12 protein-coding genes and 1 pseudogene are annotated in these 13201 nt (G+C 41.2%); 6 read left to right on the forward strand and 7 right to left on the reverse strand.

The window, feature by feature from the left end:
• The first annotated feature begins 386 nt into the window (after positions 1-386).
• The 3 genes from PGX00_RS16295 to PGX00_RS16305 all read left to right on the forward strand — a co-directional run bounded on the left by PGX00_RS16295 (position 387) and on the right by PGX00_RS16305 (position 2438).
• Positions 387-845 carry a LytTR family DNA-binding domain-containing protein gene (locus tag PGX00_RS16295; protein ID WP_272138524.1) on the forward strand — a complete coding sequence of 153 codons (459 nt, stop codon included), beginning with the start codon at positions 387-389 and terminating at the stop codon, positions 843-845.
• Positions 836-1267, forward strand: a complete 432-nt coding sequence (locus tag PGX00_RS16300; RefSeq protein WP_272138526.1) for a hypothetical protein — start codon at positions 836-838, stop codon at positions 1265-1267. The genes PGX00_RS16295 and PGX00_RS16300 overlap by 10 nt, the downstream gene beginning before the upstream one ends.
• A gap of 289 nt (positions 1268-1556) precedes the next feature.
• Complete coding sequence (locus PGX00_RS16305; RefSeq protein WP_272138528.1) at positions 1557-2438, forward strand: patatin-like phospholipase family protein; 882 nt, start codon at positions 1557-1559, stop codon at positions 2436-2438.
• A gap of 163 nt (positions 2439-2601) precedes the next feature.
• Here PGX00_RS16305 and PGX00_RS16310 read toward each other — a convergent pair whose 3' ends face one another.
• Positions 2602-3516 carry an NAD-dependent epimerase/dehydratase family protein gene (locus PGX00_RS16310; protein WP_272138530.1) on the reverse strand — a complete coding sequence of 305 codons (915 nt, stop codon included), beginning with the start codon at positions 3514-3516 and terminating at the stop codon, positions 2602-2604.
• 83 nt (positions 3517-3599) lie between these two features.
• Here PGX00_RS16310 and PGX00_RS16315 point away from each other — a divergent pair, with 83 nt between their 5' ends.
• Both PGX00_RS16315 and PGX00_RS16320 read left to right on the forward strand, forming a co-directional pair.
• On the forward strand, positions 3600-4475 hold the full coding sequence (locus PGX00_RS16315; protein WP_272138531.1) for a LysR family transcriptional regulator: 876 nt from the start codon (positions 3600-3602) through the stop codon (positions 4473-4475).
• Between the two features lie 318 nt (positions 4476-4793).
• Positions 4794-5588: a hypothetical protein gene (locus PGX00_RS16320; RefSeq protein WP_272138534.1), complete on the forward strand. Its 795-nt coding sequence runs from the start codon at positions 4794-4796 to the stop codon at positions 5586-5588.
• Positions 5589-5864: 276 nt separating this feature from the next.
• On the opposite strand, the gene PGX00_RS16325 is transcribed toward PGX00_RS16320, so the two are convergent.
• On the reverse strand, positions 5865-7019 hold the full coding sequence (locus PGX00_RS16325) for a benzoate/H(+) symporter BenE family transporter (protein WP_272138536.1): 1155 nt from the start codon (positions 7017-7019) through the stop codon (positions 5865-5867).
• A gap of 101 nt (positions 7020-7120) precedes the next feature.
• On the opposite strand from PGX00_RS16325, the pseudogene PGX00_RS16330 reads away from it, so the two are divergent.
• A pseudogene (locus PGX00_RS16330) lies at positions 7121-7658 on the forward strand (helix-turn-helix domain-containing protein).
• Positions 7659-8370: 712 nt separating this feature from the next.
• On the opposite strand, the gene PGX00_RS16335 reads toward PGX00_RS16330, so the two are convergent.
• The 5 genes from PGX00_RS16335 to PGX00_RS16355 form a co-directional block, all read right to left on the reverse strand.
• A complete protein-coding gene (locus PGX00_RS16335) occupies positions 8371-9129 on the reverse strand; it encodes an adenosylcobinamide-GDP ribazoletransferase (RefSeq protein ID WP_272138538.1) in 759 nt (252 codons plus the stop codon).
• A gap of 9 nt (positions 9130-9138) precedes the next feature.
• Positions 9139-9744 (reverse strand): histidine phosphatase family protein, encoded by a 606-nt coding sequence (locus tag PGX00_RS16340; protein WP_272138540.1) that lies wholly within the window; start codon positions 9742-9744, stop codon positions 9139-9141.
• Positions 9745-9828: 84 nt separating this feature from the next.
• Complete coding sequence (locus tag PGX00_RS16345; RefSeq protein WP_272138542.1) at positions 9829-10377, reverse strand: histidine phosphatase family protein; 549 nt, start codon at positions 10375-10377, stop codon at positions 9829-9831.
• Entirely contained in the window at positions 10374-11705 is a 1332-nt protein-coding gene (locus PGX00_RS16350) for a cobyrinate a,c-diamide synthase (RefSeq protein ID WP_272138543.1), read from the reverse strand. The genes PGX00_RS16345 and PGX00_RS16350 overlap by 4 nt, the downstream gene beginning before the upstream one ends.
• Before the next feature lie 3 nt (positions 11706-11708).
• On the reverse strand, positions 11709-13184 hold the full coding sequence (locus PGX00_RS16355) for a cobyric acid synthase (RefSeq protein WP_272138545.1): 1476 nt from the start codon (positions 13182-13184) through the stop codon (positions 11709-11711).
• Between the last annotated feature and the right edge of the window lie 17 nt (positions 13185-13201).

The raw sequence follows: 13201 nt of genomic DNA on the forward strand, positions 1-13201 counted from the left end.
GTTTAAGCATCATAATAAAAAGGCCTAGTTTAATAACTAGGCTATGTTCTTAGTGCATTAAAGTGTGGCAAACGCTTAATATCGTCGCCAATCTCACTAAGCCTACTCGCTTATAAAAATTCCAATAATAACCTCTAGAAAAATAATTTCCGGTTAAATTGAAGCCAGGTAGAACCAAACAAATCGCAAAAAATTTGCTAGGTCGCCAAGGGCAGAAATATCTCCGTTACAATCTCATTTCATCTGAGAAATAGGTAAAGATAGATAAGTAGAGGTAATTGAATGTTCAAACCTGCATCTTGAACCAAGATTTCAGCACCTTAAGACAATTCAATTGATTACTGAACATACTGTTTTACAATTGAAGAAAAGCATGAGGTGTGGCTATGAAAGTCGTTCTTAAACAGATGTCGGATATAATAGAAAGCCAAGTGATAATCCAATACCTGTCGATGAATAAAGAAATAGATGACTTAATTAATTATCTTAAAAAGTCTGACAAAGATCTTTTTGGGAAGGTTAATAAAGAACTATACATTCTGGATCGAGATAAAATCTTCTACATAGAAAGCTTCCACAATGAAATATTTATTTATGGTGAAACGGATTGTTACCAAAGCTCAAAACGTCTCTATGAACTAGAACAAGAGCTAGAATGTTACTCATTTTTTCGTGCTTCCAAATCACTTATTCTCAATATCGAAAAGATTAAATCGGTTAAGCCATTATTTGACGGAAGGTTTGAAGCCAACTTAATAAATGGTGAATCGGTCTATATCTCACGTAAATATGTACCTATCTTGAAAAAAATTAGGCCTATAAAGGAGAATTGGACATGTTATTAATAAATCATTATTGGAAAGTACTATTGGAACTTATGATGCTGTTTGGCGTTATGGTGTTCGCTATGGTAACAGTTCAGCAATTCAGTGGCTCTACAACCGTGACACTTGAATCCGTATGGACACTTGCGCTTTTAGCTGGTGCCGTTGGCTTCAGGTTTGAATCATTTATTAATTTTCACAAGTTGGATGAGCGTTCAATGAGCATTAACTATTTTATCAGTTCAGTTTTGGCCGATATTACGTTAATAACTCTACTGATTAAATTTACACCAGGTGGAGAACAATTTGCTGGTAAAGGCTGGGCAATTCTTGGTGTATATACCATTTTGAAAATGGCTTTTTATGTAGTAATGCATTTTATATCGTTGAACAACGCCAGAATAATCAACGTTGCATTGAAAAAAGGCAGGAGCGAACTTTAGTTGGTTTATCTGTGCTGGCTTAAATTGAGCCTAACAAGTTACTAGTTAAAATGAATAGCGACTTATTGCGCAAACTCTTAAAAGGATACTTTTAAGTGACAACAAGAATGATTACCTATGGTTTTACGGCTAATCATATGATGCAACCTGACCGCGTCCTAAATTTCTAGAGCGACTAAAAATACCCCTCCCATAGGAATTAGCTATCAAATTGATAAGGATGATTGATTTCAACAATTTTGATTTTTTGAATACAATTTATTTTCTTAGATTTAAGCAGGTATGTGTGATGAGCAAGAAAGCATTAGTAGTTGAAGGTGGCGCAATGCGCGGTATTTTTGCAGCCGGTGTTTTGGATTCTTTTCTACAAGAGGAATATAACCCTTTTCAATTTACAATCGGAGCTTCTGCAGGTGCGTCCAATTTGCTTGGTTATTTGGCAAAACAACCAAAGCGCAGCTATCAAATAATAACCGACCTTGGCACATCCAAAAACTTCTACAATCCTGCTCGATTCGTGAAAGGTGGGCACTTAACTGATGTAAAATGGCTGAGCGAAACGTCATTGCAGCAATATCCACTGCAGCTAGATGAGTTACTCAGTAACATCCCATTGTATGCTGCCACTACCGATATTAACACTGGTGTTGCCAATTACTTTAAAGTGACAAAAGACAACCTACTAAATGTCATGGAAGCCACTACAGCATTACCTATCGCCTATAGAGAGACACCTTGCTTTTCAGGTAGCTGTTTTACTGATGGTGCTGTAGCCGACTCAATACCTGTAAAGGAAGCATATAGACGTGGCGCGCGTGACATCACTGTGATTTTGTCTCATCCACTTAGCTACACAATGCCTAAATCAAATAGCCACTGGCTAATGAAACGATTGTTGTCAGACAACCCAGTCGTTGCCGATACACTGAAAACTAGAGCAAATCGATACAATCAAGCCCTTGATTTCATTCGCTTCCCACCAAATGATGCCAAAGTACGGGTTATTGCTCCACCACAAGACTTTCCCGTTAAGCGCCTATCTCGTCAACGTGATGTATTAGAGTCAGGCTATCAAATGGGCATTAATGCCGGGGCTGAGCACCTAGCAAACTTGAGAGGAAATAAACGATATGCTCTCGAAGAGTGCCCCGCTTGCTATGCTTTGCAGTAGTGGATTAGTTCGCTCGTAAAGCGTCTCTAGACTGAGAGCATACGCGCATATCTAACCTCTAAATTGCTTCTCTCCTACCCTATTTTTTTAGCTTCGTGTCTGTGGCCATTTTAGTCATCCAGCGATCATTCCAAATAGCCTTTCCACAATTGGAGGTGTTATTTTATTTTTTGACGAGCAGAGGTAAAATGTTTGCTAATGATGTCGCTTGATATTGGCTTTGAAGCGCTTGCTTCATTTTATTGCCATCTAATAGAACGGGTTGCTGCCATAGGTACTGCATCTTTACCACCTCTCTAACTAGAGGTGTTAGTGGCGATATGAGCTTAAACACCCACCATGGAAACTTACCTACATTCAAATTCTTACCGTTTTCTAGAAATGCCTTTTTCCAATCATTTAGACCGAGCTTTAAACCTTCATCGTGCCATATTTCATAAGACGATTGAGGCTTAGACATAAGCAAAGCGGTATTGGCACATAGATCAGGTAAAAATGACCAAAAATGGACATGGCTTTCATCATGAGGCAACCTCATTTTTGCGTGACTACTCGTCTGTTTTAAGATCACATCTAGCCAGGTGAAGTGCGTATCTGGGCCGATAAAATCGCCAGCTCTTACAATAGTAATGTTTGCCCCTTGTTGACTCGCTTGATGAAGTCTATGCTCCATTCTTATTCGAATGGCACCTTTTTCCGAAACAGCCTCCATCGGAGAGTCTTCAGAAATGGGACGGTTAAGTGGGGCGAAGTTGTACACATTGCCTGGAAAAAGAATTCGACTCTTTAATTTCTCTGCTACCCTAACGGTTGGTTCCATTAGATCCATGGCCTCACTCTCCCAGCGATGATAGGCAGGATTAATTGCGTAAACGATGAGTTCTACCCCTAAGGCAGCCCTCTCTATAAGGGCTCCATTGTGTACATCCCCAACCCAAATATCGTCAGATGACAGCCAAGTTGGTGCTTTAGCTTCTTCTCGAACCAAAGCGCGAACATTCCACCCCACATTTGCCAACGCTTTTGCCATCTGTGAGCCAAAATTTCCCGTAATACCTAAAATGAGTGCTGTTTTCATCTTGTTTCCTCCATTTGATAAAGATATTCTACTATTTAAAATAACATAGAGAATGACCAACATTTACTAATGGATATTCAATTATGAATAGCAATAATTGGCAGTGGTGGAAGTACTTTCTAGCTATTGCAGAGCATGGCAGTTTAAGCCAAGCCTCAAACACCTTAAGGGTATCTCAGCCAACGTTGAGCAGGCAGTTGCAATCAATGGAAAATAAACTCGGTCAACCACTTTTTGATCGCAGTACTCAAGGCTTAACGTTGACAGCTTTTGGTGAAAATTTACTCGAAGACAGCACGCAAATGCAGATTATCGCCGATCGCCTTGAGCGTTTAGCAGCAGGTCAAGTCTCTTCTTTATCGGGCCGTGTTCGCTTAACTGCTAATGAATTAATTGCGCACTATTATTTACCTAAGATCTTACCTTTATTTATGGATACTTACCCTGAAGTATCTATCGAGGTAGTCGTCAGCAATCAAGCAAGTAACCTTGATAAGCGTGATGCAGATGTTGCAGTTCGTATGTTTGAACCAACCCAATTGGACTTAATCTGCCGAAGAATTTTAGATATTCCGTTAGGCTTTTATGCCAGTTCTGAATATCTCGATAAAAGAGGAACACCGAGAACCGCAAAAGAGTTATTTTGTCATCGAATAATTGGCTTTGACCGTGATCGACAGTTTGAAAAAGGTGGTCACGAAATGGGTTTGTACATTAAAAATGAACAATTTTTAATACGAACAGATTTTATGCCAATGCATCTCGAGCTTGCTCGCCATCACGGTGGTATTGTTGCTAGTCATAAACGCCTTTGTATTGATTTAGGCCTCACCGAGATAAAACTGGAAAAAGAACTACCGAAACTGCCTATGTATTTAGTGTGTCACCGAGATGTGCAGCACAATAAAAAAATTCGAGTGTTGATGGACTTTCTAAACCAACATATTCCGAATATATAAGCCTGAAGAAGATTCGCGAGGTCAGTTATTGCTTTTTGCTTACAATAATTAGAGCCACTACATACCTCATCGATAGTAGTTACAGGTTTTGTTACGTGAAAAAAACTAACAATCCATTAGATAAAAAATCATTTGAACGAATGCCTGGCTTGCCCTATCTCAAGACATTTCCCTTTAAAAAATTGACATCAGTGCTGACAATTTAACCATTTAGATTATGAATAGGCTTGGTTTTAATATTTTCTTGATGAATATCAAGTGCTTTATTTGAATATGACATTAGTGTCTCATTTCTAATAACAAAATGGTTGGCAAAAAATGAAAAAAACTCTATTGGCATTAATCACAGGCTTACTTATCTCTGGGTGTGATGATGACAGCAGTTCTAGTTCAAACTCTATTAGTAAAGCATCTGAATCAGAGATAGCATCATTAGTCGAAGCAACAAACTACACTCCATCGGCCACTACTTTAACGGATAGCAATACACTGAGTACCTTTAACCAGACAGGAATTGTTCGGTTTGATACGACAGCTCAAATCCCCCTTTATTATGTGTCCTCTGATGGCAGTTCAGCACCAGATAGTATTATTACTGGGTTTTCTAATCTTGAAGATCGACTAGGCGATATCTTCACTGATATTACCGTAATTACAGCCGATTTATCTGTTTACAGAGACACAAGCTACTCTAATGAAAACCGTGGAAATGGTACTTTTGATGCGAGTACATTTAATTCAACATATGGTGTTACTTCTGGATTAATCATTTCTGAAGGGACGGCGTATTACTCAAGTGAATATTCGGATGACCCGCAAAATATGTGTGCTAATGCTGCATCTGCACCCTATGATGGTGGTCTAACAATAAGTATTGATCCCAATACCAGTTTGTATGCGAGCAATGCGGTACTTTGGGTGAATATGGGTAACGGTCAATGTGATTGGGGCTACGAAATGGTTATGCATGAGACAGCGCATACAATGGGTATGTTTGACCACCTTGATGACTACTTCGGTTTATGGAGTGATACCGCGATGAATGTCCTGGCCACACTTTATTCAAATGCTGGCGGTTCTGAATATACCAATATAACCATCAACTATCAGTAGCACTCCGAAACTCTCTCATCTTTGAGCCGTTTAACTTAGTGGTACGATCTGCCACTAAGTTTTAGATTACTTAGTAATTAGCGCTATATCTGAATTGGCAATATTCAACTCGGATAGCTTCTCAAGAAACTTTATAATATTGGCTTTTGCTGAACCTTCATTAGCCAATATTAGTCGAGTTATACCTGCAAATGCGTCTGAAAATGTCGCTGTAAATGGAGCATTTATGATTTCGTCGAATACAATTTTACAGATGGCTAGAGTCAACTTCTCTGTTCATCTGGAAATATTAATTCGTAGATAAAGCAACCCTACAATTAACCCCCAAAGGGTGGAACTCAATCCTAAAAAACTGATCCCAGAAAACGTTATAAGAAAGGTAAATAAAGCGGGTTCTCTGTATACCTCGTCTTTGAAAGCCGTATGCAAACACATTAGCAATGTTCCCAGTAACGCAAATCCCGCTAAAATTTCGGTGATCTCCTGCGGTAGTGATAAAAAGATGGTTACAACCGTTGTGGCAAATATTCCAGCAAGGACATAAAACAAACCAGCCCATAGCACAGCCCGATAGCGTTGTGTTTTGTCAGAATCAACGTCTGGTGTCATGCATATTGCAGCCGAAATAGCGGCGAGGTTGACGCTAAAGCCACCAAAAGGAGCGAACAGAATATTGGTGATTCCTGTACCTAAAAGTAACGATTTAACAGGGGGATTATACTGGTAGCTTTTCATCATCGCTACACCGGGTAAATTCTGAGAAAGCATAGTAATCAGATATAACGGAACGGAGAGATTAAGTACTGCTGAGATGTCAAAATCAGGTGTGATCCATATCGGTTCCGCTAGCGAGAGCTTTACTGTGCTCAAGTCAGAATTACCGAAGACGACAGCACACATAACACCAATAATCAGCAGAACAAGCATCACATATTTGGGAATATAGTTCTTTGCCAGTAAGAACCCTGCGAACATAAGCAGAAATATCATTGGTGTATTAGTAACTGTTTCAAGCCCCTTAAGGCAAATAGGAAGTAAAATAGCCCCCAACATAGCCGTACCTAGCTGCGGAGGTATTCGTTCCAGCATCTTGCTAAGAGGCGTAATTAAACCCGTCAGAAATATGAGCAGTCCTGTAACAACGAATGCTCCTATTACTACATTGAGTTCATATTGGCCTACAGAACTCACTAGCATCGCTGCACCGGGAGTTGACCACGCTGTTAAAATTGGAGTTTTGTAAAACCACGAGTAAACAGCGGACGTGATTCCCATGGATATACCTAAAGCAAGAAGCCAGCTTTCAATTTGTACTGGTGTAGCACCAGCCGTTGTTGCAGCTTGGATGATAATCACTACTGAACTTGTATAACCAACCAATACAGCGGTAAATCCCGCAGTAAGGTGACTTAGATTGAATAGCTTTTTCATCCTTTGTTTTTCCTTGTTCTGTGATAACATCTTTTGTGCGCAATAGCGCACGAAGTCGAAGATACCACTGTGCGCTATAACGCACAACAAGAAGCTGCATTATGAAAAATTCAATATTTAAAACTGAAATAGCTAACCGTTTAAAATCAGAGAGAAAAAAATGGGCTTAGTTTGGACGCCACATCTAAGTTAACAGGCGTCTCTAAAGCGATGTTAGGACAGATAGAAAGAGAAGAATCCAGCCCTACTATCTCTACCTTATGGAAGATTGCCAGCGGATTAGGTACGTCGTTTTCTGGTTTTTTTGCAGGCGATCCCGTCCTATACTCTGCTGAACGGGCTTTTCCTGATGATTCTAAAATGAAAGTAAATACTCTGTTTCCATATATGGCTGACTCTAGGATGGAAATGTTTGAAATCACTTTAACGGATCATCATCAACAGATGTCATCTCCACATAGTGCAGGAATTATCGAACATGTTGTTGTTACCGTTGGGCAGTTAAACGTCTTTTTTGACAATAAATGGCACCATTTGAATACAGGGGACTGTATTCGATTTTTCAGTGACCAACCTCATGGATATGCTGCTATTACAGAAATAACCACTTTCCAAAACATTGTTTGCTACCCAAAATGACTTAGCCAATGCTACTACAATACAGGGCTATTCACTCTTAAGCCCTTATACTAACTCACTTATCTTTAGGGCTTTTAGGTGTTTTTGTGATTAACCAACCTCCAAAGACAGCGGAGATTAAAAAGTACGGTCTCCAAAAATACGCTCATTGTTGCCGTCCCCATTGTTACTGGAACAACTAACACACTGCAAAATAGCGTTATCATGCTGAAATGTACTGGGTGTTATTGGTTGATTCGGTTCGACACTTACCTACTAGTGATTTCCAACATGTTACAAAGCTATATAAACTTAGATTAGGTATGTGAGGAGGTGGTGCGTGTGTTGTAGGGCCTATCAGTTTAGTTGGTGCAGTTCAATAATCAGTATACTTCACTACCAAACACCGTTTGTAAATCATGGAGAGACATTTGACTAACTATTTTGATACTTTGGCCAACACATGGGACAGTGACCCTGACAAAGTGATAAGAGCTGAAGCTATCGCTAAAAAATCAAAGAGGTAAACTTCTCTTCAACCAAAAGTCTGCTTGCCTTTGGAAGTGGGACGGGATTACTAGAAGTTCAGTTACTTGATACTTTTTCGAAGTCATACCGGTGAAAATGGAAATCTGGTTGAATTTAGATCTCCACTTTCGTGGAGATAACACAGGGCTTCATGGAAATGCCCGTGATTTTATGGAAATAATAAGGGACGAGAAATAGTCATCTCTTAAACCGCAAGAAACACCAGGTAACAGAGCACTTCAGAAATTTGTTGTATTGCGCCTAGAGCGTCGCCGGTATAACCGCCCACTTGTTTAATCATCCATCTAGAAAACCAGATTCGTGCCAACAAAAGCGTTGCAATAAGTACAAAGGCCAACTTAAAGGTAGGGATGAAAAGCGTCATCAAGCCAGCAATTATTATCATGGTTAAAAAATCGTATTTGCTGCTCGGGCTTTTAGCGATTTTTAGTTTTGATTGCTCAGTTTGGCGCACGTAACCGTGGGTATAGATGAAACTAATCGCCATAGAACGGCTAAGAACATGTGCAATGACAAGGGCTAAAGGGATCTGTTCTAACGAGACTAGAGTGGTATATTTGAGCAATAAAATCAAAACAACCGCTAATAGTGCATACGCCCCTACCCTAGAGTCTTTCATTATTTCTAGTTTACGCTCCGGCGTGAAACCACCACCAAAACCATCGCAGGTATCAGCAAAGCCATCTTCATGAAATGCGCCTGTCGCATAAACACTAAAAGCCATAGAAATAACCACCGCGACTTCTGTCGGCCAAATTGAAGCAGCAATCATATAAACCAGAGCCGTTAACCCGCCAATGACAAGGCCAACCAAACCACCGTATTTGTATGACTCGTTTTTACGCGCTTCACTGTAGGGTACAGAAGCAGAGACGGGAATTCGGGTGAATATGGATATGGCTAACAAGAATACTTGCAGCTCTCGTATTAGTTTATCTTTCATTGTGTCTTCTCAAGATACTGGCCAGTGAATCTCTGGCCAAAGTTGTCCGTTTTCATCGTGATACACGCTTATTTCAACCTTTGCGGCGTACGGGATATTCATACGCTGTAAATAGGTATTTGTCCGTGGCATCTCTAGCAATATACGCATGATCTGCTTAATCACACCGCCATGGGTCACTAACAGAAGTCGCTTACCTTTGTATTCTTGCAGCATATTTTGCCACGCTAGTACAATGCGCTTGTCATAGTCTTTCAGGCTTTCACCATTCGGCGGCGTCATATTCCACGGGTCCGCCCAAAATTTGGTTAGTTGTTCTTGTTCATTATCCCAAACCGCCTGTTTTTTATGCCCATCCCAATCCCCAAAATCAATTTCTTTGAATTCCTGTTTAATAATCACGGGTAATTTATACTTTTGGGCATATTGTTCGGCAAAATCACGACAACGTAATAACGGAGAAGAAAGCACTAAATCGGGCACCACACTGTTAGCCACTGACGCGTTCATCTGGTCCATCCCAGTATTCGTCAGTAGGAAATCAGTATGCCCACGAAAACAGTCGTCCCCTTCTGGCAAACCATGTCTAAGTAACTCTATTTTGGTCGTTGTCATTGCGTGTTCTCTATTAATACTCGAACTAAGATAAAATAATACTGGAACTAAGATAAAATAATACGGAACTAAGATAAAAAAATATCACGCTGATAATAAAATAGCGCGTCCATTGTCTGGGATACCCGAGCCACTATGCCATGAAGGAATGCCTTCCAAGATATTAATGAAGGCTCGTATCCATTCACCGTGAGAGACAATAACGATGTCTGATTCTGAAGACTGTTCGTTAACCGAAGCCATAAATGAGCGAATACGCTTTTCAAAATCCTGTTCAGATTCGATACCAAACGCGTTACCAATCTGCTTAGTGTAACGGTTCTGATACGTGCGCCAATGGGCATGTAAATGGTGGTCTTTATCGGCTATTTTTCCTTCTAGTTCACCAAGCCTGCGCTCGCGTAAACGAGAATCGGATATAACATGTGTTCCAATCCTGTTTGCAATAATTTCACCAGACTGGTTAGCTCGGCCTAAATCACTACTAAAAAGAATTGGGTTATAAAGTTTAGGAAGGTCGGTTGTTTTAAGGCCAACAACCGCGTCTTTGGTTAACTTGCTATCAAGCCAACCTTGAATTCGTCCTTTAAGATTCCACTCGGTTTGCCCGTGACGGATAAGAATAAACCTCACTGTTTAACTCCCACCTGCTCACCTCTAGATAGTTCGCCTTTGAATATCTTTGCAACCAACTTAGGGTTATAGGGAAAGTACCAATGGATATAAGAAGCCACCACCTTTTTATGCACCCAGACAGGGTCTAGTTTTCTGCCCCGTTGGGAAACGGGCAAACACAGTTCTGGTTGCTGGGATTCTGTCTTGGAGTAATGAAAGGTATGTCCTCGTAATGTTTCGTTTTTGGCAAGTTCACCTTCTACTAACCCAAGGGCGGCCAACGACGATTGCATTTGTGAATGCGCATCGAGTACACCACACATCTCAGCCGATTTACCATTCACATCTTCTAATGTTTGATTCAGATAAAGCATACCTCCGCATTCTGCGATTACGGGTTTATCCGCTTCAACATGCTCAATAATTTGAGATTTTAATGCAAGGTGTGATGACAGCGTTTCGAGGTATAGCTCTGGATACCCACCCGGCAAATACAAGGCATCGCACTCGGGTAGAGTTTCACCATTAATAGGCGAAAATAGGCACAGTGTAGCGCCACACTGCTCTAGTAGATCAATATTCGCCTGATAGATAAAACTGAAGGCTGTATCGCTAGCAATGGCGATGGTTGTGTTTTTCAAATACGGCTTAGGTGTAACCTCGGCGTTTAAAGTGAAATTTACGACAGGTGGCATAGGGATCTCGCCCGTTTGAGCAATCAAATCGGCAGCAAGATTTAACTTCTCATCTAAGTCGTCTAATTCCTGTGCCTGAACCAAGCCTAAATGCCGTTCAGGTAGTGTTAATCCGCTATTTTTAGGTAAGTATCCACAAAATTCTAGTGACTCTGGCAAGGCTTCTTTTAGCATTTCTCCATGTCCTGCCGAGCCGAGACGATTAGCAAACACACCGAACATCTCAATATCATTTCGAAAATTTGCGAGTCCGTAAGCAATCGCCCCAAAGGTTTGAGCCATAGCACCAGCATCTATAACGGCCATAACCGGAATACCAAGGGTTGCAGCAATGTCGGCACTTGAACACTGCCCATCAAACATGCCCATCACGCCTTCTATTAAAATCAGGTCGGCGTCTTGGGCAGCCTGCGCGACAAGTTGTTTACAGTGGTCTTCTCCGCACATCCAAAAATCGAGCTGATACACTGGATTGCCTGACGCGAAAGCAAGAAAATTAGGGTCGATAAAATCAGGGCCAGTCTTAAACACGCGTACCTTTTTGCCCTGTTTACTAAAGTATCGAGCAATAGCCGCCACAACGGTGGTTTTTCCGCTCCCAGAACTAGGGGCAACAACAACCAATGCGGGACAACTTACCGTTTTACTCATTGCTTACTTCTCCCACAAATTTAAATCCGGCCACAAACGTTTCAGGTCTAAATATTCTTCGATAGTATCAGCGACACGATTGATACCATCTTCACGCATTTGAGCAAAGTCACATCCTTGCGCCTCTTGCAAACCAGCCCAACAAAGAATAGCGCCACACGCGTCAGGTGATTCAAAAATGCCGTGCAAATAACTGCCAAATACCTGATTATCCATGCCAACCGCACCGTCTTTACCGTCTTTAAGTTCTAATGGCGCTGATTCAGTAGCCCCTTTTGTTACCCCCGCATGGATCTCATATCCAAATACGTCTACCGTTTCTTGCCCCGGTAAGGTAAGGGAGCCTTTACTCTGTTTGAGTTGTTTGTTTTTACGCAACTCAGTTTGCAAAGCCAAGTAGCCTAACCCGTTAGTTTCCCCACTTGGCCCTTCGATACCAAGCGGGTCTGAAATCAATTCCCCAAGCATCTGATAACCACCACAAATACCCATCACTTTGCCACCAAAGCGAAGGTGTCGTTCAATCTGTTCATCCCAGCCCTGACTGCGTAAAAATTCAAGATCGGATCGTACACTTTTGGAGCCCGGCAAAATAATAAGATCGGCAGCAGGCATGCGTTGGTTCTTTCCGACAAACTGTAGGTCTACATTTGGGTGCATGCGCAGAGGGTCAAAATCCGTATGGTTGCTGATACGCTGTAATACAGGAACAACAACCGTCAATTTAGGTTCATCGTTACTTAATTGACTGACATTGATGGCATCTTCAGCCTCTAACATCAAGCCATGTAAATACGGCAATACCCCAATAACTGGCTTACCTGTCTTCTCTTCTAACCAATCAAGACCATTTTGTAGCAGAGCAATATCACCGCGAAAGCGATTGATAACAAACCCAACCACTCGGTTCTGCTCGCTTTCACTTAACAGCGCTAACGTGCCATAAAGGTGGGCGAATACACCGCCTCTATCGATATCCGCTACAATAATTACAGGAATGTCGGCTTCTTCTGCAAAGCCCATATTGGCAATATCGTGATCACGTAGGTTTATCTCAGCTGGGCTACCTGCGCCTTCGATAATGACGCTATCAAATTTGTTTTGTAGCCTTTCGAAAGACTCCATCACATAAGGCATCATGTTGGGTTTATAGTTGTGATAACCCTTAGCGTCCATATCAGTTAATACTTTGCCCTGTACGATAATCTGCGCACCAGTATCAGTATTTGGCTTCAATAATACCGGATTCATGTCAGTCGTAGGCTCCAGATAACAGGCATAAGCTTGTACCGCTTGCGCTCGACCTATTTCGCCACCATCGGCAGTTACGGCACTATTAAGTGCCATATTTTGCGACTTAAATGGCGCAACTTTGACGTTTTTTCTTGCCAGTACTCGGCATAAACCCGCAGCAAGAACGCTTTTACCTGCGTCAGACGTGGTTCCCTGAACCATTAATGCTTTTGAACAAGATTGCATAATTCTTTCCAATTCAT

Origin of the sequence: Vibrio algarum, assembly GCF_028204155.1 — a bacterium.
GTDB classification, from domain to species: Bacteria; Pseudomonadota; Gammaproteobacteria; order Enterobacterales; family Vibrionaceae; genus Vibrio; species Vibrio algarum.